We start from the raw sequence: 26,859 nt of genomic DNA on the forward strand, positions 1-26,859 counted from the left end.
TTATGTCTTTTTATCTTATTTAAGAAGGCTCTTTTTATTAAGTTATCAAGGTGCGAAACTTAAGTTATTAGACTAAGATAGAAAGAAGGGAATATATGATACGTGTAATTCGCTGGATATTTTACATGTCTGGTCTTGTGGTGTTTAGTTTTGGCATAACGATTACGTTGAAAATGCAGCATTTAGGTGTGCACCCGTGGGATGTTCTGAATGTTGCCTTATATGAAAAAGCGGGCTTATCGATTGGATCCTGGACAATTATTATTTCTATTTTATTAATCATTATTTCATGGATACTGGATAAAAGTTATATAAAAATAGGGACTTTTTTAAATGCTATTCTTGTGGGAGCGTTTGTCGATCTTTTTCTATGGCTGGATTTTCTTCCAAATGCAACCCATACATGGACAGATATCATCATCATAATTACTGGAATCATTATTATGGGACTGGGCGGTGGTCTGTATAATTCAGCTGAAGTGGGAGCAGGACCCAGGGATGGATTTATGCTTTCTATTTCAGATAAGCTTGGTGCATCCGTTGGCAAGGTGAGGATCATTACGGAAACGCTGGTGTTGCTGATTGGACTGGTTTTGGGAGGTCCGGTATTTATCATCACATTTATTTTTACTTTTATACAAAGTCCAATATTTGCTTTTTCTCTTGAACAATTTAAAAAGGTTATTGCCATCCTACAAGAGCGATATCTGAAAAAGCAATATTCTAAATCAAGTGCATAGTTTTAACAAAATAGAAGTGCATATTTTTATAAACAAGCGCACTTTATTGGGACTGATGTGATGTTAGGAATAATTGAGTATGATGATAAACGGATTTGAATTTGCCAGGTGAAAGTAGGCAGGAAGAGTCCTGTCTTTTTTTTTCGTTAGGAAATTCTAAAAAATTTACTTTCTCCTTAAGTGTATAAGTGTATAAGTGATATTCTGATCGCTGACGAAAAGTGTTTTTCGTTAATCTAAGTTAATTAGTCCAAATGCTTGCACTCCTATAAGTGCTTCTGAAAAAGCAAAATACGCTTGCAAAAGTCCTTTTATGATTGCCACGTTTTCTAAAATAGTTAAATTTATAAAATACGATCCTAAATGGCTAATAAAATTAAAATATGCTCTAGAGGAAAATTGAATTATCAGTGCTTATTCCCCTTGCAAAACAATATTTTAACTTCTGCAGCATTTTTCATTACATGCTAGAATAATAAAAAATTCAAAAAGAGAAGGAGTGTAATGAAAATGCAAACTTCTAATGTTATTTATTTTCCGGATCAAACCCAAAATAAATTATTAGAGATTTTTGATGACATTTTTAATTTTTCAGTGAATCGATTTTACCAAACCATTTTGGGAAGTACGGAAGAAATGATTACAAGTATGAATGTTTCGGATGTATTGGTGGATAGAGTTTTTCCGCAATTAGTATGGTGGACCATATTTTGTTCCCCTACTGAAAAGAGATTAACCATTTATCAACAGTATTTACATTATAATAAACATAAATGGCAGAAAATAAGTCCTGCTGTAAAGGAAGTACTAGTAAGCTGGCTCAATCTAAATCCAGGTTATTATTATGTTGACAACACAAATAGTGAGAGTGGAAGAGTTTTTTTATTAAGCGATGTAATTGACGGTGAGAATAAAATTGTAGGGATTTACAATAAAACATTTCAGGCTCCTGAAAAAGGGGAGATGATAATTGGTCTATTGCTGCCAATGGGTGATGGAATCTATACCACTCCAGGTGGGTTATTTCACATTCCTATACCGCTAACACAAAAGATAGTTCATGAAATATTACCTTACTATGAAAAGCATTCTATTTCTCCAAATTACCAGTTTAACCCGCATCTTTTTCCTTCATTGATTACAATTACACTTAAAAAGCTGGACAAACTGATTGAAGGTTCTTTGAATGAATTCTAATGTGACGAAAATAATTAATCAATTATCCAATGGCAAAATTAGAATTATTTTTGTTGAAAATATGAATAAGATAAAGTGGCAGCCTACTAAAGAGTCCAAACAATCATAAATGACCAGAGGAATCTCCTTTGGTCATTATCTGTTAATACATATTTATCGCAGTGTAACTGACTGTAATACTCCCACTTCAAGAATTAAGGGAACATAAAATTCTAAGGGGGAGATCCAACAGCCAGTAACGGCCCGATTGGTTCAAGGACCTTTAGGTCATACCGTGCGGTGCTAACATTCGGTGGGGGATGAAAAGAAAATGAAAAGAAAACCCCCACTGAATGAAGTTTCACTTAATTTCAATCGTTTTCGTATCTGCTCGATCCAAATCATATTCCTCAATAACATTTTGAAGCCAAAACCAACAAAGAACAAGAACAGCGAGTGTAGCAATTATTACTATAAAGACAGCTTTTTTACCTTTCATTATAAATCCCCCTTGTAGGAGTAGCTAGCTTAAGCGTACCAAATCAAACGTTTACTGTAAATCCTATTTTATATTTAAAAGAGCTGAAAAACAATATGAAATGGAGATTTCACTTAATGTTAACGATTACAGATGTTCCTGCGAATAACAGACAATATGGTATAGTAATAATATGTTAGTTTCTTAAGAGGTGTTGAGAGAAGCACGCCCGAAGTTTGGAGATAAACCAAGACTACATAATTATCTCTCAACTTTATGTAAGTTTCTCTCAACTAATTATATTTCTCTCGCAACTAATCCAGACGCACAAGCGGGAAATACCTCACCAACTAAAGTTTTACCGTATTGCTCCAGCCACCTCATAATCAGTTAAATCAATGTCGATCTCCTTGCCAAGAGCCAAATGAGCTAGTTGCAAGCCAATATATGGTCCCATTGTTAAACCGGATGCACCAAGCCCGTTTGCAAGCAACAGTCCATCAAAGCCGGGAAGTGGACCGATCACAGGAAGAAAACCTGGTGTAACCGGGCGAAAACCTATCCTTGTTTCCAAAACGGTGCTAGAAGCCAGTCCTGGAGCTACATCCAATGCTTTTGTTAATATTTCATGCTGTCCTCCTGCCGTAATTCGATAATCAAAACCAGTCTCGTCTTCATGTGTTGAACCAAGAATAATTCTGCTATCGTCAAATGCTAATAAATAGTGATTCGTTGGTGGCATTACGACAGGCCATTTTGACGTATCCATATGGGGTACTTTAACATGCATGATTTGTGCACGTTGCGGGGTAATATCAAATTCTACATCCAATGGCCTTAAAAGTTCATTCATCCAAGCCCCGGTTGCAGCAATAACTGTATCTGCTTCAACAACTTCATCATTAATCTTAACACCTGTAACCTGTGACCCCGCATGCATGATGCTGGCACTACCATAAAGTAATGAAGCACCATGCTTCTGTGCCTCTTTTAGTAATGCATCCCGAAGTTTACGACCATCCACTCTGGCAGCACCACTTACATGAACGGATCCATATCCATCATGCAAAAGCGGAAATTTAGCCTTTGATTGCGCAGAATCAAGCAGGGTAATTTCGCCAATCTCCGGAGTGTCTTCCCTGCGTTTTACCGCCCGATCACGTATTGCAGCTAGTTTTCCTTCATCTGTGTGAAGACTGATTGCTCCAACTTGGGCATAGCCTGTATCGTTTTCTCCCTTTGCTGCAAGCTCCTCGATCAGTTGAGGGTATATACGTGCTCCATTTTTTGCTAAATGATACCATGCTTTATTACGTCTTTGGGAAAGCCATGGACAGACAATTCCTGCTGCTGCGTCCGTTGCCTGGCCATTATCTTTCCGGTCTATTACAATGACCTCAGCACCGTTTTTTGCCAGTTGATATGCAGTTGAAACTCCTAAAATTCCGCCACCTATGATAATAAATTTCCCAGCCATTCAGTCTGCCTTTACTACTTGTTTCATTGCTTTCATTTTACCCAAATGCTCATTTTCATGCTGAATTATCATTTCAAAAATATCTTCGTAGGTTTTAAAATTACCAAAAGGCAATGAATATGGCAGATCCTGCTTAAGAAAATCTTCAGATAGTTCATTAATTCTTGGCTGTTGCTCCTCTAAATAGTTTACAAGCACTAAAAGCTTAGGTGCATCCATGTCCCAGTCAGCTGGCTTGGTACCACTAGCAAACAGCTTATTATAGCTTTCAGGGAAATTGGCAGATTGGCTCGGATAACCAAATAAAAATCCTTCAGCGGTTACAAGTACATGTCCAATATGCCAGCGTATGGTATTATTAAAATACTTTGCTTGAATATCAGCCGTTTTTTCGTCTAGCTCTTTAACAAAAGAAAGAAAAGCATCTCGGGTCATTTCAAATTGTTTCGACATAAAGAATCCCTCCATTATTTTATGTTCTTTATTCATCATAAGAATAATGAAGAGAAATGTAAAATTAATCGATTTTTAAAAGGAAAATAACGATTAATAAAGAATAATAATATAGAGGGGAGAGATAAAAAAATGAAGCAGAATAGATTAGGAAGAATTTTATTTTGGTTTGGTATTGCTGTTATAGTTATAGGAATTATTCAGGCATATATGATGGCGAGTAATACATTCTATGATGATGGCTTTGGAAATCAAGAGGTTATGATAGAATGGAGGTTTTTCTTTCAAATGGCATTTCAGTCAGCGATCAATGGAATGATTATTATTGGGATATCGGAGGTAATTAAATTACTACATAATACATATGGTGAAATTTCCGAGCTAAAATTGTTTAAAGCGGATCATCAAGCAGTACAGCCATCAGATATATCAAATGAAGTTCTTGAGAAATCATCGGATTGGACATTGGATGAAACTGATATTGAAAAAATTTATCAATTATATTCGGATGCTGCTATTATTGAACTTTTACCATCGCAAATGGAAGGATATTGTGTTGTTAAGCTCCAAAAGGATGAGGGAGCATTTATAAAAATAGTAGATGTTGGAGGATTTAGTGCACAGGAAGTTCATCATCCAGAGACCAAACAGAAAATTACAAACTGGTATAATGACAGAGTTTGATCACGTTGCCGATGCACTCGGGATTATGATAAAATTAAATAGGTTCAGTTGAGTAATTTTCTACTCATCACATGTTAAATTATGATAATCTTATAAGTGGAAAACATACTAGAAGGAGAATCGTCGAAATGAATAAAACATTAATTTTCGGTCATAAAAGTCCCGACACGGATACAATTTGCTCAGCACTTGCCTATGCTAATTTGAAAAATAAACTTGGAGTTCATGCAGAGCCTGCAAGACTTGGAGAAGTCAGCAAAGAAACACAGTTTGCATTGGATTATTTTGGTGTGGAAGCTCCACAATTCATTGAAAAAGTCGAATCAGATATTGAGGACGTTATTTTAGTTGACCATAATGAATTCCAGCAAAGTGTTGATAATATTAAAGATGTTCGGATTGCTGAAGTCATTGATCATCATCGAATTTCTAATTTTGAAACGAAAGAACCATTATACTTTCGAGCAGAGCCTGTAGGTTGTACTGCAACTATTTTGAATAAAATGTATAAAGAAAATGGAGTTCCTGTTTCTAAAGAAATTGCCGGGCTATTAGTGTCTGCAATTGTTTCCGATTCGCTTTTGTTAAAATCACCAACATGTACGAAAGAAGATGTGGATGCAGCCTATGAACTAGCGGAAATTGCCGGTGTGAATCTGGAAATCTATGGACTTGAGATGCTTCAGGCTGGTGCTGATTTAAGTGATAAAACAGTAACAGAGCTGTTAACAATGGATGCCAAAGTATTTGCAATGGGGGATGCTAAAGTCGAAATTGCCCAGGTGAATGCAGTCGATACAAGTAAAGTTTATGCATTTCAGGATGATATTACTACCGAAATTGCACAAATAATCAAGAATAAAGAACTTGACCTTTTCCTATTTGTTGTAACAGATATTTTAAATAACGACTCGGAAATTCTTGCACTAGGTAGTGGAAGAGATAAAGTAGAGCAGGCATTTGGAGTAAATCTAAAAAATGACAGAGCGCTTTTAAAAGGTGTTGTATCTCGCAAAAAACAAATTGTTCCCAATTTGACGGAAATATTTAGTAAATAGTGTAGTTAATTTTAATATCTAGGAATGAAATCTGGATGTTAATGGTGTAGCTGGATATTTAGAGCAAGGTTAATCGAATTATAGTTAATTTGTTTTCCACATTGTTTTATGCCATAAACGAGCTATTTAACGGAATAATGAAGGGGGAATTTACCATGGCTAACCATAAGATTTATACAATGAGTGTCGCAAGTGTCTATCCCCATTATGTTACAAAAGCAGAGAAAAAAGGTCGTTCAAAATCAGAGGTCGATGAAATCATCCGTTGGTTGACAGGATATAACCAGGAAGAGCTAGAAGTACAACTGGAAAAACAGACAGACTTTGAGACCTTTTTTGCGGAAGCTCCTCAACTGAATCGCGCGCGTGCTTTGATCAAGGGTGTGATCTGCGGCGTCCGAGTGGAAGATATCGAAGAACCAACAATGCAGGAAATTCGCTATTTGGATAAGCTAATCGATGAGTTAGCAAAGGGAAAAGCGATGGAGAAGATTTTGCGGAAATAGTACTAAAAGTTATAAACGAAAATACACTGCTTTCATTTCTAGTTGGAAGAGCGAAGAATAAGGGAATAGAAATCGAACCTCCATTTTAATGGAAGTTCTTTTGCAAGGGTGATTCGCTTTTTCGCTAAAGCAATGGGGTTGAACGAGAAGTTATTATAAATTAACATCGCATTTCGTATATATGAATTGCAGATAAGTAAAGGGTCAGATCACTTTATTAAGTGATTCTGACCCTAAAAGTATTGTTATTCTTTTGGCTGTAAATCTTCAATCGAATCAATGTCCACATATTCAGGTACAGTCAAACCAATTATTGTACCTTGTAAGTTTGGTCCTAAATCAACAATATCTTCCTTATATTCTTCATAGAAAGCACCGTGTGTTATAGGCAGCCATGGAGCAAGTGATGCATCAGCCTCACCGTTAGCAATTGCTTGGAATACAATTGCTGGGTCGACAGGTGTTAATGTTACCTGATACCCTTGTTCTTCTAATACAAGCCTCATCACTTCACCAGAAGAACGTTCTGAATCCCACGGGGTTAATACGAGTTCGATTTCTTCTCCCTCTACTGGTTCAACACCCTCAGTCCATTCATTTACCTTGTCTTGGTTCTCTTCTACCCAAGCACTCGCTGCTTCCTCGATCGAAGTGTCTTGTGCCTCAAGCATGACTCCTTCCATATCTTCTACTTCCCAGTTGAAACGATCAAGAATTTCATAAGCACTTGGCATGTCCTCTTCTAAACCAATTCTAGTTATTGTGTTTATGTTCTCCTCTTCACCAAATGTACCTTTTGGATCCTCTAAATATTTCAAATCATGAGAAGCAAACATATAGTGTGGATTCCAGCCTACTACAATAATTGGTTCTTCATTATTAATTGCCTCACCCAGCTCAGTCATCATACCTGCTGTTGAACTTTCTAAAAGTGTCCAACCCTCTAAGTTTTCATACTCCTCTAAAGTACTTTCTGTAAGTCCCATTGCTCCTGCACCAGGCTCTATGCCGACAATAGTATAATCGACCGCTTCACTTATATTGGCAGTTCCTTCTCCTGCATTCCCATTATTCTGCGCTTCTTCTTCATTACCGTCATTACCACAGGCGGTTAACAATAAAGAAAAAGACAAGGCAAACGCTATCCCAATTAACTTTAATTTTCTCAACTTTTCTTCCCCCTTCTAATGTAATAAGACTGAACATATGCCCTGAAATGTTTCCATCTTAGTTTAACGATAACTAACTTATGAATAAATTCAGGAAACCCAATGAAAAATTATACTATAGAGGGGGTTTCCAGTAAACGTGGATAAAACTCCGTATTATAGAATGTAAGATAATAAAGTTATGTTTAGGTAATTGAATTTCAAAATTCATAGAAATAATCATATATACTCCATATAACGAAGTATTACACAAACTTCTCATTTTTAAACTAGGTGTTAAACAAGATGAGGAATTGGCGAGGAATATTGCGGTAGTCGCTTATTAAGCTATGCGTTATTTAGTGAATTTCGGTTAATGAAATGATTGAACTTTATTCGAAAGCTACAAGAATAGAAAAAATATAGAAAAATAAAAAGGACTTCTCTTCAGTGAGAAGTCCTTTCATATTAGTTAGTTACGCTTTTTCAACGTTAGTAGCTTGTGGGCCACGGTTACCTTCTTCAATATCGAAAGTTACAGCTTGCCCTTCATCCAAAGTTTTAAATCCTTCGCCTTGAATTGCTGAGAAATGTACGAATACATCGTCTCCACCTTCAACTTCGATAAAACCGAAGCCTTTGTCTGCGTTAAACCATTTTACTGAACCTTTGTTCATGTTAAATTCCTCCAAGTGCATTTGTAGCACATTATTACTATTTTTGTTCTAAATTCAAGACGATAATCATTAAAAGTTTAATATTTATATCTTGTATTGCTAACGAACATCAATAATTAATAATAGTATACCACATATATAAAAATATATAAACCTTTATTAAAAAAAACTTAATAAAATCGGAAATATTTAAATGTAACGGTGTGTACGCTTGATACCTATGAAAAACCCAAATTTCTCTAGAGCCTTTCGAATTCTGCGACAGCCATATGCTTGTTCATCATAATGTATCCGATCAATGGCATTTTTGATATTGATTTCCTCTTGATCCGGCTGGTGCACCTTGATTTCATAATAAGCAGTTGACCTAGACAGGTTCAATAGTTCACACTGATGTTTGACCGTTAACTGCTTACTATCAAAGTCTATCAAAGCTTTTTTCTCTTCCACTCGGAGATCTGTTGTTGTTTTTTTAGCCAATTCATATCCACTGTCAGCTGTCCAATTTGATTAATCAGTTCCTCCTTTAGAATAATCCATCACATAGTAAATCTTAGGAATTACAGAGTAGCTAGATGTTTACGAATCATTTATAATGAATATAAATACTTTTTAAAGTAGGTGATGTTTATGAAACCAATTAAGGTTGATCACAAAGACATTAAAGATGCCGTTAAAACAGGGAATGCCTATATTCAAGTCGGTGAACAGAAATTTTTGTTGATGGAGGTTGAAGAGGCAAACGATGGTGCGGACTACATTGTAACAGATTCTCAGGAAGAGGAACAATTGCTGCATGCACTAGACGGTGATAATCCGATTTTATCCGAAGAAGAAATTAATAACATGCTAAGGCGGTAGGATATGGAGACACATTGGAGAAAGTCTGCAATCCAATCATTATTGGATTTAGATAAATGGAGATGGAGCATAGACCTGCCACCAATTGCGGAGTATTTAAAAAGTACTGTTGAAACGTATTTTAAACGTCAGGATTTTTCGTTTTATATTCCAGGACATCAAGTTCTTATTCGACATCCTCATCAAAAGCCACTTTTGTAAGGCATAACATATTCAATTATTAGTACTGTTATTGATAAAGATTGTACTGGAATTAGGTCAGATTGTAGAAGAAGGCGCAAATCTTAATTATAAGGTTTGCGCCTTTATAACATTAGCACAAAAAATCAAGTTACTTGAAAAATATTTAGTTATACTGGATTTGTAAGGTTAAGGGGTGACCAAATGTCCTATCAAGATTATGAAAAGGCTATTCAAAGATCATTAAATTTTATTGAACAACATTTAACTAATGAATTGCAACTTAACCTATTGGCTGAGCATGTCGGTTATTCGAGGTTTCATTTTCAACGTATTTTCCGAAAGATTATTGGTAAATCAATTGCTCAATATATAAGAGAACGACGAATGACCCAAAGTGCAAGGAAGTTAATTACTACGGATCAAAGAGTGATTGACATAGCTATGACCTTTCGATTTAATTCGCAGGAATCTTTTACAAGAGCCTTTAAGAAAGTTTACGACATGACACCAGGAGAATATCGGAAACTGCTTAGAAAATTAGTTAGCAAAGGAGAGTTCATTGTGAGTACTAAAAGTAACATACCTAACGGTTGGATTATGACAGGTGAATCGCCATTTGATTACGAAACTGGTTTAGACAACAGTGTTGTACATAGCGGTAATTACTCGGCATATTTGAAATCAAAAGATGAAAAAGCAAGAAGTTTTGTGACATTGATGCAACAAATTAAGTCAGATAAATATCGGGGAGAACGGGTTCGATTTTCTGTATTTGTGAAAAGTACAGATGTTAAAGAAAATGCTGGCTTGTGGATGAGAGTCGATCATTCTTCTGGGGAGGTCCTTGCCTTTGATAATATGATGAATCGTCCAATCAAAGGAACAAACGAATGGAATCATTTCAGCGTTGTATTGGATATTCCAATAAAAAGTGAAGTAATAGCATTTGGTGAGCCATTCGGGTTACGGAAAATCTATTAAACGACTTTATTTTTATGTGTGAATCCCGATTGAAACCAACCTATTTTACGCGGCAAGGCAAACTATCGTTTAAAAGCATCATTCTATTTAGTTTTAACTTTGTAAAAAAGAGTATCCAAATTGAGTTGGATACTCTTTTTGACCTCATGAACCAATCGGATATTAGAGTCAGTAAGCAGGCATTTTCTGAGGCTAGGCGAAAAATATCTCCTCATGCATTTATAAAACTAACTGACGCAGTTACAGACTGGTTCTATGATGACGATTCCTTTAAAACATTCAAAGGCTATAGGCTCTCAGCAATTGATGGTTCCATTTTTGAACTAAATAATTCAGAACGGCTAAGCGATGCCTATGGTTATGCTGAAGGCAGCAAAACGGTTAAACTTGCACGAGCTATGGCATCCAGTATCTATGATATAGAAAATGATATGATCATGGAAGCAACTATCACACGGTATACTTCTGCTGAACGTGATATAGCCATGGAACTGATAGAAAAGATGAAAATGAAGGGATTAAAGAACGATCTTATCCTCTTTGATAGAGGATATCCTTCAAAGAAGTTTATCTCCTACTTATACAATAGTGGAGTTCATTGCCTAATTCGTGCGCCCAAATCCACATTAAAAGTAGTCATGGAAGCAAAAGAACCAGATCAAATCGTAGAGTTAGAGATAGATGGAAAGACAATACCTCTACGTGTTCTAAGATTCACGTTAGACTCAGGTGTTGAAGAAATTCTTATCACTATTTTATTAGATCCAAGTTTGACAGTTCAAGATTTTAAAGAACTTTACTTCAAACGTTGGGGGATTGAAACAAAGTATGATGAATTAAAAAACAAACTACAGATCCAAAATTTCACAGGAGATACCGTCATCTCCGTAGAACAAGACTTTTATGCATCCGTTTATTTAGCGAATATGGTTGCTCTCGTAAAACAAGAAGTAAATGAGATAATCGCCCAAGAAGATGAAGAGAAACAACTAAAACATGAATACAAAGCGAATACAAATATTGTTATTGGCAAATTAAAAAATAAAATGATTCAATTGTTATTAGAAGATCAACCCGAAAGACGACAAGCAAAATTTCACCAAATTATGCAAGATATTTCACGCAACAAGATAGCGATCCGTCCTGGGAGGAGCTATACACGCAAAATGGGTCTAAATGCCAATAGGAATTCACTCAACCAGAAAAGATGTTTATAATTTCATTTTAATAAAAGATAGGAGGAAATTTAAAAGGCAATTGAACGAAACTCTGATAGATAAGGACTCATATGGATTTGTAAAAAAATAGAAATACAAATCCCGGGCATCCTATTGCTTTTTTTTAAGCTAATTGATTGAATTACTAAATTACTGTCGTCAAATATTTATTAGAATTTCAACTGTAAATTATTTCCATTTTAGCTTGATGACATTGGCCCCGACCCCTTCCAGCGATCACTAAGGAGTGGCACGGCGGTCAAGGGCAAGCAGCTTCGCTGTGGTTATGCATCCTTTCCAAAGTGTACAGTAGCCGGTGTCTTGTCTTCCAACGCCTGATGGGTCTTCTCCAGTTGTAATGATCAATGTAAAGCTTCGTCATTTGTTTTAATTCCAATACTGTTTCCGGATATAGTAAATAAAGTCTTTCCCATTTATAGCTTCGGAAAAAACGTTCTGTCCTAGCATTGTCCTTTGCGCGTCCTCTCCCATCCATACTGATTTTTATTGATTCATATTTTTTGATGCAGTCAATATAATCTTTAGATGTGAATTGACTTCCCTGATCGCTATAAACCGCTCAGCATAAAATTGATTGGAAAGAGATGCAACGATTAACCAAACAGATTGAACAAAAAGATAAAATGAATGATCAGCTAAAAAAAGAAAATGATAATCTAGCTAAAAAGGTTGAAGCCCTCATAAAAGAAGTTGCCCGTCTGAATCAAATCAATGGAATGGATGGTACCAATAGTGGCTTACCTACCAGTCAAACCCCCCTTCAAAAGAAAAAGCACGTTCCCAATAGTCGTTCCCAATCAAAGAAAAAGAAAGGTGGTCAACCAGGACATAAAAAGCATACGCTCAAGAAATTCGATGACCAAGAAATCAATGCGTATGAGGAACATAAAGTCTTGGAATGCCCGCATTGTCAAGGAACCATCGAAAAAATAGATGATGGAAAAACCAAAGATGAATTTGATTATGAGGTTGTCCTTGTCAAAAAACGCCATCATTTTCCCGTGTATCAGTGTACGAATTGTCATCGGAAAACACACACGTCCATTCCAGTCCGTTTGAAAGAAGAAAATCAATATGGTCCACATGTTCAAGCTATAGCACTTACTTTCATGAATGAAGGAAATGTGAGTATCAATAAAACGCAAGAGATGATCAAGGGATTTACGTTTAGTGAGATTGTTCCAAGTGAAGGTTATCTAGCTAAATTACATCGACGAGCTTCCAAAACATTAGCCCCTTTTTCGGAAGAAATGCATAAGCATCTTCTCACACAGTCGCTGATTCATTGGGACGATACTGTCATCATGGTCAATCAGCATCGTGCTTGTCTGCGTTTTTATGGAGACGAATATCTCGCTCTCTATAAAGCACATATGCAAAAGAATAAAAAGGGTGTCGTTGAAGATCAACTGTTGACTTTACTCAACGAGACGACAACCGTCATGCATGATCATCTCACGATGAACTATGGTGAAGAGTTCTCTTATACAAACGTTGAGTGTAATGTGCATTTACTGCTAGATTTGCGTAGCTGTGTAGATAATACCCAGCATCGATGGGCAGACGATCTCGCAAATCTAATCGGCGACACTCATAAAAAGAGAAAACAACTAATCGCCGAGGGTGTAGACGGTTTTTCCTTTCTAGAAGCAGATGCTTTCTTTATAAAGCTGAACGAGTGCTGGCTTTTAGGTGATAAAGAAAACAAAAAAGACGATCACCTCTATTATGTAAGGAAAGAACGGGCTTTACTCAATCGTCTAATGAAATACCGGATGGAGTACTTTAACTGGGTGCTAGACTTCAACGTTCCCTTTTCAAACAATACGAGTGAACGTAGTTTACGAAGTGTAAAGTCGAAGATGAAAATCGCTGGACAATTTCAGTCTATTCTATCCGCACAAAATTATGCGACCATTCGGATTTATGCAGAAACCTGCAAACGACATGGTTTTAATATTTTGGACGCTTTGCAGCGAGCCGTAGAAGGCAATCCATATACACTGAAAGAAATTTTAACCAATCAAATAAACCGATGAAAAATTTGAACGTCCATCGGTTTATTTGTCATGCCAAGAATAGGTAGGCTGTGAATAGTAACAATATTTATAGAAACTTGCCAAATGGTGCTGGGATTTGGTTTTCTTCCATACTAACTGGATTTTTGAATTGTATTGCTTTCTTTAAAAATCTGACAGGTAGCTTGACCAGTACGGGAACATGAAGGACATTTTCCAACATTAATCAATTGTAATCCGTAATCGACTGCATCTGCTGCATTATTAAAAAAGTGATCCGCACCTATTTCATCAACTAATCCACTTGTTTTAAACGTCTGATTAACTTCATCATTAAGCTCGGCAATTAAAGTTTTGCCACCCATCTTTCTAAAGTCTCTAAGTAGCGATCGTAAATTAGCTTCTCCAGTTGCATCAATCAGCGAAACATGCTTCATTTTCAGTACAAGAACAGTAGGACGCTTATTAATGGACCGGGTAATCATTGATTCAAATTTATCTGCAGCTCCAAAAAATAAAGGACCTTCAACTGTATAAAAGGCAAGCTGTGGACACTTAACGCCGAAATCCTCTGATTCCGGTAATTCATTTTTACCTTTTAATATAGCTGGAATAACCTTTTCAACCTCCAGTACCTCACTCATTCGTTTAATAAAGGAGACCATTGCCAGCAACAATCCAATTTGTACAGCGACAGTCAGATTGACTAAAACAGTTAATAAAAATGTAGCTGCTAGCACCAGAGAATCACTGGATTTTAGTTTTAATACATGGAAAAATGATTTGTATTCACTCATATTAAAAGCTACGATCATTAAAATTGGCGCCATACTTGCCAACGGAATATGGGATGCATAGGGCGCAAGTAGCAATAATGTGATTAAAACGAATATACTTTGAAAAACACCTGAGTATGGACTGACTGCACCACTTTTAATATTCGTGGCAGTTCGGGCAATCGCCCCTGTTGCAGGAATTCCTCCAAATAATGGTGTGACCATATTGGCAATTCCTTGTCCCATCAGCTCACGGTTGGAATGGTGGCGTTTGCCAGTCATCCCATCAGATACAACTGCTGATAATAAAGATTCAATCCCGCCAAGCATGGCTATTACGAAGGCAGGCTGCCACAGCATCAGTATTTTCTCCCAGCTTATTTTCGGTATATGAAAGCTGGGAAGCGATTGTGAAATCCCCCCAAATGCAGTTCCGATTGTTGCAATCTTATCAGGATAGAATAAAAATGCAATTATGGTTGGTATTAGTAGAGCAACTAAAAGTATTGGTACCCTTGGAAAGAATTTTGGAATAAAAACTATAATTAACAATCCGATAGCAGCAGTGAGAAAACTATACCAATTAATTGTATTAATATGCTGTAATAGTTGGATAATATTTTGATGGAAATATTCCTTTTTCTCAAGTCCTTCCAAACCTAAAAAGTCACCAATCTGACCACTAAATATAATGACTGCAATTCCAGTAGTAAATCCGATTGTAACTGAACGAGGAATGAACTTTATTAAATTTCCCAATTTAAAAATGCCCATGATTAGGAGCATTATCCCTGCCAGGAATCCTGCAATTAAAAGATTCTCATAACCATATTGTAAAACAATTGCCAATAGGATTGGGATGAATGCCCCAGTTGGCCCGGCTATTTGAAATCTTGAACCACCGAGTAATGCGACAAGTAAACCGGCAATAATTGTCGTGTAAAGACCATATTCCGGCTTTACTCCTGATGCTATCGCAAATGCCATTCCAAGCGGTATTGCAACAATCCCAACCGTGATTCCAGCGATTAAATCTTTTCTTAAGTCATTAAAGGATAATCCTTTAAAGCGATCATCTCTGAACAATTTTCGTGTCATCTCCTATAGTTATCTTCTGAAAAAATTAAATTAGGCTCCAATAGCTATCATACCATGTAAAATAATTTAATGAATAAATTACAATCATCGTCAGAGACTAAATACAAATTGGAAAGGGGGAAATTTTAAATGGCAGGGAAACCCAAAGGTCCAAAGCAGCAGGAGCGCCCGAAATTACCGCAAAGTCCAGACCAACCATATGGGGAGCCTTTAAGTGGCTCGAAAAAAGTTAAAAACGCAAATCACTCCAGGCAAAAGCATAACCCACATCATGGATTATAGAAGCAATAAACAAGTATCCTAATTGTAATTGGGGTACTTGTTTTGGTGTATAGAAAATGGTGAAAATTATGGACTGTGGATAATGAATTAAATGATCTACACCCATGCCCTGCTCCAGGAAACGTTTAATATTTGTCCTATCTGCATATGTGCATATAAATACTTCGTAAGCATGCACAGCGCAGACGTAGAGTATTATTCGTCTGAACTATGGCATCCGTCTAAAGGCTTGGCAAATGCCACGTTTTCTAATATCATTTTAATTATGCGCTATTCAAACTAACATTGTATTGGTAGTTAACGGATTAAGATGGGGAGATGATAAAAATGTGGAATGATTTTAAAGAATTTGCATTCAAAGGAAATGTAATGGATCTGGCTGTTGCGGTCGTTATTGGAGCGGCTTTTGGAGCAATTGTCACTTCATTGGTCGACAATATTATTACACCACTTGTTGGGGTTATGGCTGGTGGCATTAATTTTACTGGTTTATCTATTCAAGTTGGGTCTGCTGAAATATTATATGGTAATTTTATTCAATCTATTTTTGACTTTCTGATTGTCGCATTTTCTATTTTTTTGTTTATCCGGTTGTTAATGAAATTTAAACGGAAAAAAGAAGAGGAAGAGACTGAGGAAGCAGAAGAGGTAAATGTGCAGGAAGAGCTTTTAACAGAGATCAGGGATTTGTTGAAGGAACAAAATAGAACAAGTAACTAGAAAAAATGGTTGTATTGCTTCCAAGAAAGAAGCAAATACAACCATTTTACGTTTAAGAATATAATTTTCTAGTAATCAATGTTTGAAAAGTCAAGAATATGCCACCAACTGTCCAATATAATGGCAAAGCAGCAGGTGCATTAAAGGAAATGATCCCAATCATGAGTGGTGAAATGAATCCTAAAATGTCCATTTGTTTTTTCTGCTGGGCATCCATTCCCATTTGAGAAACTTTAAATTGGAAAAAATATACGGCTACAGCAATAAGTGTCAGCAGAATATCTGCCTGACCTAAATGAAACCAAAGAAAAGAGTGTGCAGCAATTTCAGGTGTACTTAAAATCGCATAATAAAAACCAATTAAGATTGGAAATTGTATGAGCATTGGTAAGCAACCGACAAATGAAGCAAGGGGATTCATTTGATGCTTCCGGTAAAGCTCCATAAGCTCCTGCTGCTTATTGGTTTGTGATTCACTATCTGTTTTACCTTTATATTTTTCATTTAATATATCCATTTCAGGTTTCAGCATACTCAGTTTTCCACGTAACTGAAGACTGCTTTTTGTTTGCTTCAAAAAGAACGGCATGATCGCAAGTCGTATTAATAATGTGATTAATATGATCGACCAACCATAATTACCATTCAGGAATGCTGCAAAACTCTTGAGTAAAAAGGAAAATGGATCTACTAAATAATTGTTGAACCAAATAGGTGATATATTGGTAGTGCCTTGGCAGCCTGCTAAAAAGATTAATAATAAAACTAAGGTAAACCGATATTTTTTAAAGAAAGTGAATACAGAATGTTTTCCCATTGTTGTCCTCCTCGTTTTATGTTTCTTTTATTTACGAACGAGAAGGCATGATTTTCGGAATCATCATCTGGTATTTCAATTCGCTTCATTTTATTTGTTAGCCAGTTTCTTTTTTCAAGAACCACACCGACAACTTCCACTAATGGGATTTGTTGTGCCTGAAAGGAATGCTGCTTTCTTGTGTAATATTCATTCATTTTCTTTATGTTAGATAAAGAAAAGTGGATAATTTGATAGGCACAGAAAATAGATAAAAACAAGCTTACATAAAAGGAAAGCAACGAGGAATCACCCAATATATCAAATAAAAACTCAATCAACATCTGTAGTCACCTCCTTCTAATTGTTACAAGTGTATAATTTTAGTACGTTTCAATTCGTTTAAGGTTTCCATGTTTACAAGTTTAAGATTAAAAAAGTACACAAAATTATAATAATTTTTGTTATGATTACCTTACGTTTTATAAATTTAGAGATGGGGAGCTAATTATGGTTTATATTCAAGATCCATGGTTTACGGTAGAAAAAATAAATGGAACAACATTCGCCATCAGTGAATATGGCCATTGGGAAAAGGTACATTCATTTTTGCTGATTGGAGAAGAAAAGGCTGCTTTGATTGATACAGGACTCGGCTTTGATAGTATAAAAAGAATAACGGATCAGTTAACAGACTTACCAATAATCGTGATCACTACACATGTACATTGGGATCATATTGGGAGTCATGCGGAATTCAACGAGGTTTATGTACATAAAATGGATGCAGATTGGTTAATGAACGGAATTAAAGGATTAAGTATCGAGCAGATTCGAAAAGATGTTGGCAGGGACATAACAAAGCCAACATCAGATATATTTGATCCATCAACATTCAAGCCCTATCAAGGGAAACCAACAGGGGTATTGAATGATGGTGATGTGATTGAGTTAGGAAATCGCAAACTAACTATTCTACATACACCGGGACATTCACCCGGACATATTTGTATTTTAGAACTACAGCATGGATATCTGTTTACAGGGGATTTATTGTATATCGGGACTCCAATCTATGCATTTTATCCAACGACAAATCCGGTTGACCTGGTCAATTCATTAGATAAAATTGCTAAGCAGAAAGGTGTCAGCAAAGTATTTGGATCACATAATCAGTTAGGATTGGATCCAGCGATTTTAAATGAAGTTCAAGCAGCGGTTAAAGAGCTGCGTGAAAAAGATGTTATAAGACATGGAACAGGTATTCACTATTTTGAAAGTTTTAGCGTGCAGTTTTAATTGAAAGAGAGGGTGCCATGTTTAACTCCTATGAACATATAAAGGATGGTAATGATAAACAGAAAAAAGCTTATATTGCAATCCATCATTTAAACATAATGAATGATTTAGCAGCGTATACACCAGTTCTTTGTGGAACAATTCCGATTGAGGTTGATCTGGCTAACTCAGACCTTGATATAGTCATGGAAGTGAATGAACTGGAGTGTTTTGAGAGAAAGATAAAAACGTTATATCACAACCAAGCAAGCTTTCGTAGTACACGAACTAATATCAGAGACAGAGAAGTGGTAAAAGCTAACTTCTTTCATAAAGGTTTTGAATTTGAATTGTTTGGTCAAAATCAGCCTGTCCATCAACAACATGCATTTCTGCACATGGTGATAGAGAAAGCGTTAATTGACGAAAATCCTAATCTAAGGGAACAAGTGATTAATCTTAAATTGCGGGGCTACAAAACAGAACCTGCCTTCTGTGAGGTATTAGGAATTGCTGGCGATCCCTATGAAGGTCTTATAGCTTATGGAGAAGAAAGAGGATTTGTGAGTTATCAGCTAGAATCTCCGCCTCAAGTCTGAGAATATTTCATGCTGCAGATAGTAGAGGGAAAAGTGACGACATGGTAGAATTTTTTATAGACAGGGAAATCAGAATCTTTCCAATAGAAAGGAAGAAATGAATGGACGCGATAATTGAAGTGAATCAGCTTAAGAAAATCTACAAAAAAAGAAGGTCTAAAGAATATATCCATGCAGTAAATGATATTTCTTTTACAGTGAATCGAGGTGAAATTCTGGGACTGCTTGGACCAAATGGAGCAGGGAAAACAACGACAATTAAAATGATTTGTGGGTTGTTAATTGCTGATTCCGGAACAATTACCGTAAATGGAATTAATATTCGTGAGAAACGGCTGGGAGCACTAAGCCACATAAGTGCAGTGCTTGAAGGGAACAGGAATTTGTATTGGCGCTTAACAGTCAGGGAAAACCTGGAATATTTTGCCGGTAATCGGGGGTTATCCCGTCAGGATGTCAGAGAGCGTGTTGATAACCTTTTGGTAAAATTCCGGCTGAAAGATAAGGAAAATGAACTCGTAAACCGTCTGTCCCGGGGGATGCAGCAGAAGCTGGCGATAGCTGTTGCAATGCTGGCGGAAAGTGATGTTATTTTACTCGATGAGCCTACACTTGGACTCGATGTAGAAACAGGCTATGAAGTGCGTGAATTGCTGAAAGAAATTGTGCGTGATTTTAAGCGGACGATTATTATTAGTTCTCATGATATGGACGTTGTACAGGATTTATGTGAGCGAACTGTAATTATTAATAAAGGAAAAGTTGTTACAGATGACAAGGTTGAAAATTTATTAAAACTTTTCGATGTTCGTGCATATACCATTACACTTGGCGGATTATTAAGTGAAAAACAGCTGCATTTATTACAAGAAAAATTCCCTCATCTAGAATACTCACCAGATACTTTTCAATCCACGCTAGAAGTTGATCTAGCTAAAAGTGAGGAAATATATGATTTATTTGATGTATTAAAACTGGAAAGTACCCCGGTAGAATCGATTGATCGACGTACCATTAATTTTGAGCAAATTTTCATGAAAATTGTAAAGGGGGATACGCAAAATGAAATGGCTCAATCTTCTTAAGGCGAATACGAGAAAAGAGTACCTTGAATTAAAGCGATATTTGCCAAATACAATTGCAATGCTTTTAACCTTTTATATTGTATTCCTTGGCTTATTTGGGACTATCCACTTTATTGGTGATCCAAGCACACAGGACGTGAATACACAGTATGTTATTGTCAATTATATTTTTTGGTTTTTAACCATTACGGTGATTAATAGCATTGGGTATGAAGTGATAAATGAAGGTATGCGGGGGACTTTGGAACAACTTTCCATGTCACCAATGGGAATTTGGCGGATAATGACTGTTCGCTTGATTTCTACAACGATCATCAATTTAATTATTGTTGTCGTGCTGCTATATGTGTCCATGCTTACGTCAGGCCAATGGCTGAATATAGATGTGATCACAATTGCGCCAATACTTATTTTGACATTGATCAGTATGTTTGGAGTCGGATTTATCATTGCTGGCATATCCATCATTTTGAAGCAGGTTCAGGCATTCTTGCAGATTTTACAATTTATTTTAATGGGACTGACATTTGTTCCATTGTCACTCTCACCAGTGATAGCCTATCTGCCGTTTGTAAAAGGAATTGATTTGGTACGAGAAGTGATGATTGATGGTTTAACATTAGGTCAGTTTACGATGGGGGATTTCATGCTTCTCGGTTTTAGTGCGATATTTTACTTTGCATTAGGACTTGGGGTGTTCGTCTATTGTGAGAGGGTTGCCATGAATAAAGGATTATTAGCGCATTATTAAAGATTTTTTACCTTAAGTAGGTACTTGACTTATACATATCCTCAGCCCCTGCCATAGGTTAATAGTGAACCTATAACAAGAAAGGGGATTAAATATGAGACATCGTCATAGACCGAATTGTGGTTGTCATGCTTGCAAAACAATTGTTCACCCTACCAAGTATAATTGTGTCGATCAATATTCACAAAGCTGCGTAAACCATGTTCATCCTTCCCATACAACTGTAATGAATCATCATACGGTTAAAAATAACCATGTATTTCCGCATTCAACATCTGTACAAAATACAACAAACAGTGTAGATTCGTATGGGGGATCATTCAATGTTCCAGCTGGACCGGGGAATCAGGTAGCCGGAGCAATGAGCCCAGGATACGGGTATGGATCGGAAAATCAGGTAGCCGGAGTGATGCAGCCGGGTGCAGGACATGGATATGGATATGGATCGGGAAATCAAGTAGCCGGAGCAATGCAACCGGGGATGGGCCCAGGTTATCATGGACACGGACCAAATCATTGGAAAAAACAAAAAAAATGGTGTTAACTTAACTAAAAGGCTGGCATTATTTTGTCAGCTTTTTTCTTAATAAGGCGGATAATACATATGAAAATCTTAGCGGTAACAGGATATAAATCAATGGAATTAGGTATTTTTAAAGAAGATGATCCGAGGATAACGTTTATTAAGGAAGCAATACAAAAAAGACTAATTGGTCTTATTGAAGAGGGACTCGAATGGGTTTTGATTTCTGGTCAAATAGGTGTGGAGCTTTGGACTGGAGAAGTCGTTCTGGATTTGCAGGAGATGTACGATATCAAGATTGGTATTTTCCCTCCCTTTGAAAATCAAGAAAGCCGTTGGCCAGAGCAGCTTCAAGAAAAATATCAGGAGCTAACGATGGTTGCTGACTTTTATAAACCTATTTATCAGGGAGATTACAAAGGTGCATATCAATTTAAAGCAAAGAACCTATGGCTTGTCGAAAAAAGTGATGGTTGTTTGCTCTTATTGGATGAAGCGTTTCCAGGCAGCAATCGTTTCTTTTATGAAGCGGCGAAGGGAGTAGATGGTGACTATCCAATTTATGTGATTACCCCTGCTGATTTGGATGATGTGGTGGAAGAACTACGTATGGCGGATCCGGAGTATTGGGATTGATGATGCTTTAAGGTATTGTCGATCGCAGCAGGTTCTTTGGTGGCGCTTGATGAGAATGGCTGAAGTTCACAGTGGAATGGTTAGAAGTTCACAGTGAAGTGGCTGAAGTTCACAGTGGAATGGTTAGAAGTTCACAGTGAAGTGGTTAGAAGTTCACAATTAAAGTCAAAGTTAACTGGGTCATACCACAATCATTTCCGTACATTATCTTATAAACTGCTGAAAGTCTTAATCATTCCGTCAAACGCTGCATAGTATCTAAGATAAAGAAAGAAGGGCGGAGTGAAGATGTATTATCCTTATGTAAATCAACCTCAGCAATACAGGCAAGGATCACAACGTATGATAACCGTAACAGGAACAGGAACGACCTCGGTAAGACCGGATATAGTCACCATTCAGCTGGAGGTTCAAACGCAAAATGAAACACTCAGCCAGGCGCAACAGGAAAATGCACAAACGATGAATCAGGTAATCCAAACTCTCCTGAACTTAGGAATTCCAGAAGAAAATATACAAACAACAGGATTTACTATTTTTCCAATGTATGATTACGTTGATGGGGAGCAAAAATTCAGAGGATACCAGGTTATGAATACGATCACTGTTAAGCTGACGACTATAGATCAAGCTGGTAGTGTAATTGACGCTGCTGTAAAAAATGGTGTTAATCAAGTATCAAATATCCAATTTTCAACTGAAAATCCCCAAAAGTATTATCAAAAAGCTTTAAATGAAGCACTAAAGGACGCCCAGGCTAAAGCGCAAACAATTGCTGGCAGCATGCAGCTTAATCTCGATCCTGTACCAATTAAAATCATTGAACAAATAAATGAGCCTCCAACCACCTATAAAGCGTTTGCTACAGCAGATGGTTCCTCCACACCGATTCAAACAGGACAATTAAGTATTAATGCTACTGTGAAAGTTAAATTTCACTATTAGGCTGAATTTGTTTTTTAATTTCATAAGTTAGGCAGGAATAATCAATCTAAAATAGAATAGATACAGTAATTCGGCTTTGATGCTGAAAATTATCAGAAAACACAAGGAGATAACTTTCATGAAAAAATTTCCGGAACTTGAAACAGCACGTCTTGATTTAATTAAAATTGGTTATCAGCATGTTGATGCGTACTTTAATATAATGCAACTAGATGAAGTAACAGCGTATTATGGAATGGATAGTTTAAAAAATAAAGAAGAAGCCATAAAGATCATTGATTCATTTCATACATTTTTTGAAGAGGGCGGCAGTATTCGCTGGGGGATAGTGCTGAAAAATACAGATGAATTCATTGGTACTATTGGTTTAAATCAACTTAATCCAAGCGGTAGAAAAGCAGAACTAGAATTCGAATTACATCCAACCTACTGGAAAAAAGGAATTTCAACAGAAGCCATTGAAGCGGTTCTAGATTATACATTTAATGAACTGAATCTATTCCGAATCGGGGCGATAACTTTTCCTGCTAATACAGCTACCAATAATCTATTGAAGAAAGTCGGTTTTATTCAAGAGGGGAAGCTGAGAGGCTACCTCTATCAGAATGACCAATCGCATGATGCACTTGTGTATTCTTTATTGAAACCAGAATGGATAAATAGTAATAAAAAAGAAGCATTCGAGATTGAAGAAAGGCTTCAGTACACAGACCATATGACCGAAATCATAAGGAAGGCAGAGAGCGATGGGCATTTTGATAACCTTCCAGGGAAAGGAAAACCTCTTCATCTAGGCAGAGATTACTTTAATCCTCCAGAAAAGCAGCTTTATAAAACATTGAAAGATAATCATGTATTGCCAAGATGGGTTGAACTTGCAAATGAGATTGATTTATTAAAGGAAGAGATCGTTACACTAGAAGGAAGAGAATTGCGTCGGCAAGTAAAAGAGACGAATAAGAAGATTAAAGAATACAATTATGCCTGCCCACCATCCCTGCAGAAAAATAAAATTGTGGAATAAGAGAAGAAGAGAGCGAATCGGCATAAAAAAAAGAAAGCGACATAATCGCCCCCTTTTTTACTGATTTGGAAATGATAAAATTATTGATTTGAGTAGAACTTAATTGCAGAATCAGCCACGTCCAATTGCGGCGCCCAGCAACTAGCAGGCTCTTTTTGCTGAGACGAGCGTAAAGCAGTTCCGGAGTGCTCCAGTTTGTACATTGCTAGACGGGCACTCGGCACTTTTGTTCCTAGTATCTGTCAACAAATCACATATTTTCACCATAGATAATCCAGTATTTCCTCACTGAATAAATTAGTATCAATATTACAGGTTTTTGCATCTATTGCATACTGCCAGCCATAAAGCATTGCATTTTCTGGTCCTTGTGGGTTGAATTCCGGGGCATTTTCTTTTGTGGTTATCTCTTCTTGGGGATAAGCGGTCCATACCACTGTATTTTCTTGAATATCCTGATTCATAGCATTATAGGCATCAAATAGATTACTTCCTTCATCAAAAACACCATATATTCCTGGTTGATAAACTGAATCTGACAACGTATTATGCCAGCCTTCCATAAACGCAGAATCCAATTATAATTAACAGGAAGCTTATAAGTGTCACGATTAATGGAATAATGTATCGCATTGAAGACTTTTTTTGCTAAAGAACAAACTTATTCCAAGTAAGAGAATTGCAGTGATGATGGATATAATGAGAAAGTTTGACATGTGAAATAACACACTCCTTCATACTGGTAAGACTATTAGAATATGACTAAACTATATGCTTCTCAATAATTGAGACTATCTCTTTAAAAGTATACTTGTTAACTACAATATTAACGATGAAATCCTGTTCTTTTTTTACATCCATTGTCCAGGTATAGCCGTTTAATTTTAAAAAGATAATAAGTGAAGCAAGTGCTGTACGTTTGTTTGCGTTGTGAAAAGGATGATTTTTTGAAAGTGATTCAGTTAAAGCAGCTGTTTTTTCAGAAATAGTCAGATACGCATCACTTTCAAATACAGATTGTTTCGGTCTGTTAATTGCTGAATTCAATAAGGCTGGCACCTTAACACCAATTCGTTCACCGGGGGAGTATAGCTGGATTTGCATGGTATTAATTGCAATAACTTGTTCAGTCGTTAAATAAATAAACTTATTTTCTTCTTGAGTCATTTATCGACCAGTCCTTTGAAAGCAACATCGTGTTCTTTTATTACATCATTTAATATGTTCATGAAATTACTATCAACGCCTTCAGGAAAACTAATCTCTTCCTTCTTACTTAACACAATTTCCCCGTTTTTTAATTCAAGTTTTATATCGTCACCATATGACAATCCTGATTCTTTTAATAATTCCTTTGGAAATGTAATTCCATAACTGTTGCCGATCTTAGTTATCTTTCTTTCATGTTTACTCAATATTTTCACCTCGTTTTATAGATTTCATTATAGTAATCATAACATGTTATAACAGTTATAACAATTTTACAACACAATAAATTCTGGCAGAAGTTTCATTTTAGCATTATACTAGTGTATATAATTAAACTAGGAGGAAATTCAGTGGATTTTATTCAAGTGATAATGACATTCGTGGTGTATGTTGCCCCGTTCATCATATTATATTTTGTAGTAGCAGCAGCGGTGAAAAAAGGAATTGACAGCTCACAAGCAGGACGAGCATTGATAGAAAAGGTAGATGAAAAGGCATCACGTAATGGTACAAACAAAAAATAATCTAAACGAAAAACGATTGGTAACTAAATAGAAACCAAGCGTTTTTTAATTTCTCCAATATATTAATTTAATTGTATAGTAATTGGAAAAATTCAGTGATAATATAGTGATAACATATTGCTGAGGGAGATTTAAATGGGATTTACAATACGTGAAATGAAAAGGTCAGACATAGCACAAGTTCAACATGTCGCCAAGTCGAGCTGGCATGCTACATATGAAAGCATAATTCCACGAGCTATTCAGGATAGTTTTCTTAATACTGCTTACAGTGATGAAGCAATGAAGCAGCGTTTGGAGGGTTCCCATATTTTTGTTGCTGAATCGGACGGAACGGTCTTTGGCTTTGCGAATTACTCACCGGTTACCAAGGATGGAAAAGCAGAATTAGGAGCTATTTATTTGCTTCCTGACTATCAGAGGAACGGAGCAGGCACTATCTTATTGCAAGAAGGAATAAGTAAATTAGAAGGAATAAAAGAAATTTATATCAATGTTGAAAAAGATAATCAAATTGGTAAGAATTTTTACCAAGCAAAAGGCTTTGAAGTTGTCTCTGAATTCGATGATAATTTTGACGGATATATTTTAAAAACCATTCGTATGGTATTAAAGGTAAAGGAATGATAATTCGGTAAAGAAGAAGAGGTGTACCAGTGAATAAAACACAATTGTATATTGGCTTAATTATATTTGGATCAGGTGTAATATTGTTTGGAATCATGCATTTAGCAGTAGCTATATATCTTCCTAATTTAACAGGTTGGGGCAGTGCAGGCAAGTTTGCAGCTGTACTCAGCGAGATTGGTGGATGGGTTCCATATATATTGAGTATCTCCTTGATGATTATAGGGCTAGTGATTACATTATTAGGAAATCAAAAGGTTAGAGAAACCTTTAATCTGGAAGAGTAAAGTGAAGTGATCAAACCCCCT

Annotated in this window: 36 protein-coding genes and 1 pseudogene; 24 read left to right on the forward strand and 13 right to left on the reverse strand. The window is 36.3% G+C overall.

Features of this window, described 5'->3' with window-relative positions:
* Nucleotides 1-95 precede the first annotated feature (95 nt).
* Complete coding sequence (locus AC6HVZ_RS14180; protein ID WP_497558829.1) at nt 96-740, forward strand: YczE/YyaS/YitT family protein; 645 nt, start codon at nt 96-98, stop codon at nt 738-740.
* Nucleotides 741-1,250: 510 nt separating this feature from the next.
* Nucleotides 1,251-1,937, forward strand: coding sequence for a hypothetical protein (locus AC6HVZ_RS14185; RefSeq protein WP_497558830.1), 687 nt, complete (start codon nt 1,251-1,253; stop codon nt 1,935-1,937).
* A gap of 340 nt (nt 1,938-2,277) precedes the next feature.
* Here AC6HVZ_RS14185 and AC6HVZ_RS14190 read toward each other — a convergent pair whose 3' ends face one another.
* The 3 genes from AC6HVZ_RS14190 to AC6HVZ_RS14200 all read right to left on the reverse strand — a co-directional run bounded on the left by AC6HVZ_RS14190 (nt 2,278) and on the right by AC6HVZ_RS14200 (nt 4,324).
* Nucleotides 2,278-2,415: a hypothetical protein gene (locus AC6HVZ_RS14190; protein WP_497558831.1), complete on the reverse strand. Its 138-nt coding sequence runs from the start codon at nt 2,413-2,415 to the stop codon at nt 2,278-2,280.
* Nucleotides 2,416-2,752: 337 nt separating this feature from the next.
* A complete protein-coding gene (locus AC6HVZ_RS14195) occupies nt 2,753-3,871 on the reverse strand; it encodes an NAD(P)/FAD-dependent oxidoreductase (protein ID WP_497558832.1) in 1,119 nt (372 codons plus the stop codon).
* The gene (locus tag AC6HVZ_RS14200; RefSeq protein WP_497558833.1) at nt 3,872-4,324 is read right to left on the reverse strand and encodes a DinB family protein; all 453 of its coding nucleotides are present in this window, start codon (nt 4,322-4,324) and stop codon (nt 3,872-3,874) included.
* 132 nt (nt 4,325-4,456) lie between these two features.
* Here AC6HVZ_RS14200 and AC6HVZ_RS14205 point away from each other — a divergent pair, with 132 nt between their 5' ends.
* The 3 genes from AC6HVZ_RS14205 to AC6HVZ_RS14215 all read left to right on the forward strand — a co-directional run bounded on the left by AC6HVZ_RS14205 (nt 4,457) and on the right by AC6HVZ_RS14215 (nt 6,572).
* On the forward strand, nt 4,457-5,008 hold the full coding sequence (locus AC6HVZ_RS14205; RefSeq protein WP_497558834.1) for a hypothetical protein: 552 nt from the start codon (nt 4,457-4,459) through the stop codon (nt 5,006-5,008).
* 128 nt (nt 5,009-5,136) lie between these two features.
* Complete coding sequence (locus AC6HVZ_RS14210; RefSeq protein WP_497558835.1) at nt 5,137-6,066, forward strand: manganese-dependent inorganic pyrophosphatase; 930 nt, start codon at nt 5,137-5,139, stop codon at nt 6,064-6,066.
* A 155-nt stretch (nt 6,067-6,221) separates the two neighbouring features.
* The gene (locus AC6HVZ_RS14215; RefSeq protein ID WP_497558836.1) at nt 6,222-6,572 is read left to right on the forward strand and encodes a DUF2200 domain-containing protein; all 351 of its coding nucleotides are present in this window, start codon (nt 6,222-6,224) and stop codon (nt 6,570-6,572) included.
* A gap of 245 nt (nt 6,573-6,817) precedes the next feature.
* Here AC6HVZ_RS14215 and AC6HVZ_RS14220 read toward each other — a convergent pair whose 3' ends face one another.
* The 3 genes from AC6HVZ_RS14220 to AC6HVZ_RS14230 form a co-directional block, all read right to left on the reverse strand.
* Nucleotides 6,818-7,741, reverse strand: coding sequence for a glycine betaine ABC transporter substrate-binding protein (locus AC6HVZ_RS14220; protein ID WP_497558837.1), 924 nt, complete (start codon nt 7,739-7,741; stop codon nt 6,818-6,820).
* A 455-nt stretch (nt 7,742-8,196) separates the two neighbouring features.
* Entirely contained in the window at nt 8,197-8,397 is a 201-nt protein-coding gene (locus AC6HVZ_RS14225; RefSeq protein WP_497558838.1) for a cold-shock protein, read from the reverse strand.
* A 189-nt stretch (nt 8,398-8,586) separates the two neighbouring features.
* The gene (locus tag AC6HVZ_RS14230) at nt 8,587-8,877 is read right to left on the reverse strand and encodes a hypothetical protein (protein ID WP_497558839.1); all 291 of its coding nucleotides are present in this window, start codon (nt 8,875-8,877) and stop codon (nt 8,587-8,589) included.
* A gap of 150 nt (nt 8,878-9,027) precedes the next feature.
* On the opposite strand from AC6HVZ_RS14230, the gene AC6HVZ_RS14235 reads away from it, so the two are divergent.
* From AC6HVZ_RS14235 to AC6HVZ_RS14250, 4 genes are all read left to right on the forward strand, one after another.
* Nucleotides 9,028-9,258 (forward strand): hypothetical protein, encoded by a 231-nt coding sequence (locus tag AC6HVZ_RS14235; RefSeq protein WP_497558840.1) that lies wholly within the window; start codon nt 9,028-9,030, stop codon nt 9,256-9,258.
* Nucleotides 9,259-9,261: 3 nt separating this feature from the next.
* Entirely contained in the window at nt 9,262-9,459 is a 198-nt protein-coding gene (locus AC6HVZ_RS14240; RefSeq protein ID WP_497558841.1) for a hypothetical protein, read from the forward strand.
* 183 nt (nt 9,460-9,642) lie between these two features.
* Nucleotides 9,643-10,422 carry a helix-turn-helix domain-containing protein gene (locus tag AC6HVZ_RS14245; RefSeq protein WP_497558842.1) on the forward strand — a complete coding sequence of 260 codons (780 nt, stop codon included), beginning with the start codon at nt 9,643-9,645 and terminating at the stop codon, nt 10,420-10,422.
* Between the two features lie 8 nt (nt 10,423-10,430).
* Nucleotides 10,431-11,639: an IS4 family transposase gene (locus AC6HVZ_RS14250; RefSeq protein ID WP_497558904.1), complete on the forward strand. Its 1,209-nt coding sequence runs from the start codon at nt 10,431-10,433 to the stop codon at nt 11,637-11,639.
* Between the two features lie 284 nt (nt 11,640-11,923).
* Here the strand turns inward: AC6HVZ_RS14250 and AC6HVZ_RS14255 are convergent.
* Nucleotides 11,924-12,210 (reverse strand): annotated as a pseudogene (locus tag AC6HVZ_RS14255) (transposase); the annotation flags it as partial.
* A gap of 34 nt (nt 12,211-12,244) precedes the next feature.
* Between AC6HVZ_RS14255 and AC6HVZ_RS14260 the strand changes: the two are divergent.
* Nucleotides 12,245-13,699, forward strand: coding sequence for an IS66 family transposase (locus tag AC6HVZ_RS14260; protein ID WP_497558843.1), 1,455 nt, complete (start codon nt 12,245-12,247; stop codon nt 13,697-13,699).
* Nucleotides 13,700-13,812: 113 nt separating this feature from the next.
* Here the strand turns inward: AC6HVZ_RS14260 and AC6HVZ_RS14265 are convergent, their stop codons facing one another.
* Complete coding sequence (locus tag AC6HVZ_RS14265; RefSeq protein WP_497558844.1) at nt 13,813-15,552, reverse strand: SulP family inorganic anion transporter; 1,740 nt, start codon at nt 15,550-15,552, stop codon at nt 13,813-13,815.
* A 129-nt stretch (nt 15,553-15,681) separates the two neighbouring features.
* On the opposite strand from AC6HVZ_RS14265, the gene AC6HVZ_RS14270 reads away from it, so the two are divergent.
* Nucleotides 15,682-15,834: a small acid-soluble spore protein P gene (locus tag AC6HVZ_RS14270; protein ID WP_497558845.1), complete on the forward strand. Its 153-nt coding sequence runs from the start codon at nt 15,682-15,684 to the stop codon at nt 15,832-15,834.
* A 327-nt stretch (nt 15,835-16,161) separates the two neighbouring features.
* The gene (gene mscL / locus AC6HVZ_RS14275) at nt 16,162-16,554 is read left to right on the forward strand and encodes a large conductance mechanosensitive channel protein MscL (protein ID WP_497558846.1); all 393 of its coding nucleotides are present in this window, start codon (nt 16,162-16,164) and stop codon (nt 16,552-16,554) included.
* Between the two features lie 52 nt (nt 16,555-16,606).
* On the opposite strand, the gene yidC is transcribed toward mscL, so the two are convergent.
* Nucleotides 16,607-17,371: a membrane protein insertase YidC gene (yidC, locus tag AC6HVZ_RS14280; RefSeq protein WP_497558847.1), complete on the reverse strand. Its 765-nt coding sequence runs from the start codon at nt 17,369-17,371 to the stop codon at nt 16,607-16,609.
* The gene (locus AC6HVZ_RS14285) at nt 17,320-17,694 is read right to left on the reverse strand and encodes a hypothetical protein (RefSeq protein ID WP_497558848.1); all 375 of its coding nucleotides are present in this window, start codon (nt 17,692-17,694) and stop codon (nt 17,320-17,322) included. Before AC6HVZ_RS14285 ends, yidC begins: the two co-directional genes overlap by 52 nt.
* A 166-nt stretch (nt 17,695-17,860) precedes the next feature.
* Here AC6HVZ_RS14285 and AC6HVZ_RS14290 point away from each other — a divergent pair, with 166 nt between their 5' ends.
* The 9 genes from AC6HVZ_RS14290 (at nt 17,861) to AC6HVZ_RS14330 (ending at nt 24,191) form a co-directional block, all read left to right on the forward strand.
* Complete coding sequence (locus AC6HVZ_RS14290; RefSeq protein WP_497558849.1) at nt 17,861-18,649, forward strand: MBL fold metallo-hydrolase; 789 nt, start codon at nt 17,861-17,863, stop codon at nt 18,647-18,649.
* A 17-nt stretch (nt 18,650-18,666) separates the two neighbouring features.
* Nucleotides 18,667-19,227 carry a DUF4269 domain-containing protein gene (locus AC6HVZ_RS14295; protein ID WP_497558850.1) on the forward strand — a complete coding sequence of 187 codons (561 nt, stop codon included), beginning with the start codon at nt 18,667-18,669 and terminating at the stop codon, nt 19,225-19,227.
* Nucleotides 19,228-19,328: 101 nt separating this feature from the next.
* Entirely contained in the window at nt 19,329-20,312 is a 984-nt protein-coding gene (locus AC6HVZ_RS14300) for an ABC transporter ATP-binding protein (RefSeq protein WP_497558851.1), read from the forward strand.
* Nucleotides 20,290-21,063, forward strand: coding sequence for an ABC transporter permease (locus AC6HVZ_RS14305; protein WP_497558852.1), 774 nt, complete (start codon nt 20,290-20,292; stop codon nt 21,061-21,063). The genes AC6HVZ_RS14300 and AC6HVZ_RS14305 overlap by 23 nt, the downstream gene beginning before the upstream one ends.
* A 94-nt stretch (nt 21,064-21,157) precedes the next feature.
* Complete coding sequence (locus AC6HVZ_RS14310; protein WP_497558853.1) at nt 21,158-21,607, forward strand: CotD family spore coat protein; 450 nt, start codon at nt 21,158-21,160, stop codon at nt 21,605-21,607.
* A gap of 60 nt (nt 21,608-21,667) precedes the next feature.
* Nucleotides 21,668-22,222 carry an SLOG family protein gene (locus AC6HVZ_RS14315; protein ID WP_497558854.1) on the forward strand — a complete coding sequence of 185 codons (555 nt, stop codon included), beginning with the start codon at nt 21,668-21,670 and terminating at the stop codon, nt 22,220-22,222.
* Nucleotides 22,223-22,315: 93 nt separating this feature from the next.
* The gene (locus tag AC6HVZ_RS14320) at nt 22,316-22,477 is read left to right on the forward strand and encodes a hypothetical protein (protein ID WP_497558855.1); all 162 of its coding nucleotides are present in this window, start codon (nt 22,316-22,318) and stop codon (nt 22,475-22,477) included.
* A gap of 33 nt (nt 22,478-22,510) precedes the next feature.
* Nucleotides 22,511-23,167 carry an SIMPL domain-containing protein gene (locus AC6HVZ_RS14325; RefSeq protein ID WP_497558856.1) on the forward strand — a complete coding sequence of 219 codons (657 nt, stop codon included), beginning with the start codon at nt 22,511-22,513 and terminating at the stop codon, nt 23,165-23,167.
* Between the two features lie 118 nt (nt 23,168-23,285).
* Nucleotides 23,286-24,191, forward strand: a complete 906-nt coding sequence (locus AC6HVZ_RS14330) for a GNAT family N-acetyltransferase (protein ID WP_497558857.1) — start codon at nt 23,286-23,288, stop codon at nt 24,189-24,191.
* Between the two features lie 260 nt (nt 24,192-24,451).
* On the opposite strand, the gene AC6HVZ_RS14335 is transcribed toward AC6HVZ_RS14330, so the two are convergent.
* The 3 genes from AC6HVZ_RS14335 to AC6HVZ_RS14345 form a co-directional block, all read right to left on the reverse strand.
* On the reverse strand, nt 24,452-24,754 hold the full coding sequence (locus tag AC6HVZ_RS14335; protein WP_497558858.1) for a glycoside hydrolase family 25 domain-containing protein: 303 nt from the start codon (nt 24,752-24,754) through the stop codon (nt 24,452-24,454).
* A 199-nt stretch (nt 24,755-24,953) separates the two neighbouring features.
* Nucleotides 24,954-25,358, reverse strand: a complete 405-nt coding sequence (locus AC6HVZ_RS14340; RefSeq protein WP_497558859.1) for a type II toxin-antitoxin system death-on-curing family toxin — start codon at nt 25,356-25,358, stop codon at nt 24,954-24,956.
* Nucleotides 25,355-25,606, reverse strand: a complete 252-nt coding sequence (locus tag AC6HVZ_RS14345) for an AbrB/MazE/SpoVT family DNA-binding domain-containing protein (RefSeq protein WP_497558860.1) — start codon at nt 25,604-25,606, stop codon at nt 25,355-25,357. The genes AC6HVZ_RS14340 and AC6HVZ_RS14345 overlap by 4 nt, the downstream gene beginning before the upstream one ends.
* A 144-nt stretch (nt 25,607-25,750) precedes the next feature.
* On the opposite strand from AC6HVZ_RS14345, the gene AC6HVZ_RS14350 reads away from it, so the two are divergent.
* From AC6HVZ_RS14350 to AC6HVZ_RS14360, 3 genes are all read left to right on the forward strand, one after another.
* Nucleotides 25,751-25,924, forward strand: coding sequence for a hypothetical protein (locus AC6HVZ_RS14350; protein WP_497558861.1), 174 nt, complete (start codon nt 25,751-25,753; stop codon nt 25,922-25,924).
* A 135-nt stretch (nt 25,925-26,059) separates the two neighbouring features.
* Nucleotides 26,060-26,551 carry a GNAT family N-acetyltransferase gene (locus AC6HVZ_RS14355; protein WP_497558862.1) on the forward strand — a complete coding sequence of 164 codons (492 nt, stop codon included), beginning with the start codon at nt 26,060-26,062 and terminating at the stop codon, nt 26,549-26,551.
* A 29-nt stretch (nt 26,552-26,580) separates the two neighbouring features.
* Nucleotides 26,581-26,838 (forward strand): hypothetical protein, encoded by a 258-nt coding sequence (locus AC6HVZ_RS14360; protein ID WP_497558863.1) that lies wholly within the window; start codon nt 26,581-26,583, stop codon nt 26,836-26,838.
* Nucleotides 26,839-26,859: the final 21 nt, after the last annotated feature.

The organism is Oceanobacillus sp. NCCP-135 (genome assembly GCF_059698015.1).

Bases quoted from the DNA above. Each gene is read 5' to 3' on its own strand.
- AC6HVZ_RS14325 (WP_497558856.1), top strand. From the start codon at position 22,511: ATGTATTATCCTTATGTAAATCAACCTCAGCAATACAGGCAAGGATCA.
- AC6HVZ_RS14185 (WP_497558830.1), top strand. From the start codon at position 1,251: ATGCAAACTTCTAATGTTATTTATTTTCCGGATCAAACCCAAAATAAA.
- AC6HVZ_RS14310 (WP_497558853.1), top strand. From the start codon at position 21,158: ATGAGACATCGTCATAGACCGAATTGTGGTTGTCATGCTTGCAAAACA.
- AC6HVZ_RS14300 (WP_497558851.1), top strand. From the start codon at position 19,329: ATGGACGCGATAATTGAAGTGAATCAGCTTAAGAAAATCTACAAAAAA.
- AC6HVZ_RS14215 (WP_497558836.1), top strand. From the start codon at position 6,222: ATGGCTAACCATAAGATTTATACAATGAGTGTCGCAAGTGTCTATCCC.
- AC6HVZ_RS14265 (WP_497558844.1), bottom strand. From the start codon at position 15,552: ATGACACGAAAATTGTTCAGAGATGATCGCTTTAAAGGATTATCCTTT.
- AC6HVZ_RS14295 (WP_497558850.1), top strand. From the start codon at position 18,667: ATGTTTAACTCCTATGAACATATAAAGGATGGTAATGATAAACAGAAA.
- mscL (WP_497558846.1), top strand. From the start codon at position 16,162: ATGTGGAATGATTTTAAAGAATTTGCATTCAAAGGAAATGTAATGGAT.
- AC6HVZ_RS14355 (WP_497558862.1), top strand. From the start codon at position 26,060: ATGGGATTTACAATACGTGAAATGAAAAGGTCAGACATAGCACAAGTT.
- AC6HVZ_RS14205 (WP_497558834.1), top strand. From the start codon at position 4,457: ATGAAGCAGAATAGATTAGGAAGAATTTTATTTTGGTTTGGTATTGCT.
- AC6HVZ_RS14340 (WP_497558859.1), bottom strand. From the start codon at position 25,358: ATGACTCAAGAAGAAAATAAGTTTATTTATTTAACGACTGAACAAGTT.
- yidC (WP_497558847.1), bottom strand. From the start codon at position 17,371: ATGGGAAAACATTCTGTATTCACTTTCTTTAAAAAATATCGGTTTACC.
- AC6HVZ_RS14305 (WP_497558852.1), top strand. From the start codon at position 20,290: ATGAAATGGCTCAATCTTCTTAAGGCGAATACGAGAAAAGAGTACCTT.
- AC6HVZ_RS14180 (WP_497558829.1), top strand. From the start codon at position 96: ATGATACGTGTAATTCGCTGGATATTTTACATGTCTGGTCTTGTGGTG.
- AC6HVZ_RS14195 (WP_497558832.1), bottom strand. From the start codon at position 3,871: ATGGCTGGGAAATTTATTATCATAGGTGGCGGAATTTTAGGAGTTTCA.
- AC6HVZ_RS14285 (WP_497558848.1), bottom strand. From the start codon at position 17,694: ATGTTGATTGAGTTTTTATTTGATATATTGGGTGATTCCTCGTTGCTT.
- AC6HVZ_RS14245 (WP_497558842.1), top strand. From the start codon at position 9,643: ATGTCCTATCAAGATTATGAAAAGGCTATTCAAAGATCATTAAATTTT.
- AC6HVZ_RS14210 (WP_497558835.1), top strand. From the start codon at position 5,137: ATGAATAAAACATTAATTTTCGGTCATAAAAGTCCCGACACGGATACA.
- AC6HVZ_RS14235 (WP_497558840.1), top strand. From the start codon at position 9,028: ATGAAACCAATTAAGGTTGATCACAAAGACATTAAAGATGCCGTTAAA.
- AC6HVZ_RS14200 (WP_497558833.1), bottom strand. From the start codon at position 4,324: ATGTCGAAACAATTTGAAATGACCCGAGATGCTTTTCTTTCTTTTGTT.
- AC6HVZ_RS14335 (WP_497558858.1), bottom strand. From the start codon at position 24,754: ATGGAAGGCTGGCATAATACGTTGTCAGATTCAGTTTATCAACCAGGA.
- AC6HVZ_RS14240 (WP_497558841.1), top strand. From the start codon at position 9,262: ATGGAGACACATTGGAGAAAGTCTGCAATCCAATCATTATTGGATTTA.
- AC6HVZ_RS14270 (WP_497558845.1), top strand. From the start codon at position 15,682: ATGGCAGGGAAACCCAAAGGTCCAAAGCAGCAGGAGCGCCCGAAATTA.
- AC6HVZ_RS14315 (WP_497558854.1), top strand. From the start codon at position 21,668: ATGAAAATCTTAGCGGTAACAGGATATAAATCAATGGAATTAGGTATT.
- AC6HVZ_RS14290 (WP_497558849.1), top strand. From the start codon at position 17,861: ATGGTTTATATTCAAGATCCATGGTTTACGGTAGAAAAAATAAATGGA.
- AC6HVZ_RS14260 (WP_497558843.1), top strand. From the start codon at position 12,245: ATGCAACGATTAACCAAACAGATTGAACAAAAAGATAAAATGAATGAT.
- AC6HVZ_RS14225 (WP_497558838.1), bottom strand. From the start codon at position 8,397: ATGAACAAAGGTTCAGTAAAATGGTTTAACGCAGACAAAGGCTTCGGT.
- AC6HVZ_RS14190 (WP_497558831.1), bottom strand. From the start codon at position 2,415: ATGAAAGGTAAAAAAGCTGTCTTTATAGTAATAATTGCTACACTCGCT.
- AC6HVZ_RS14330 (WP_497558857.1), top strand. From the start codon at position 23,286: ATGAAAAAATTTCCGGAACTTGAAACAGCACGTCTTGATTTAATTAAA.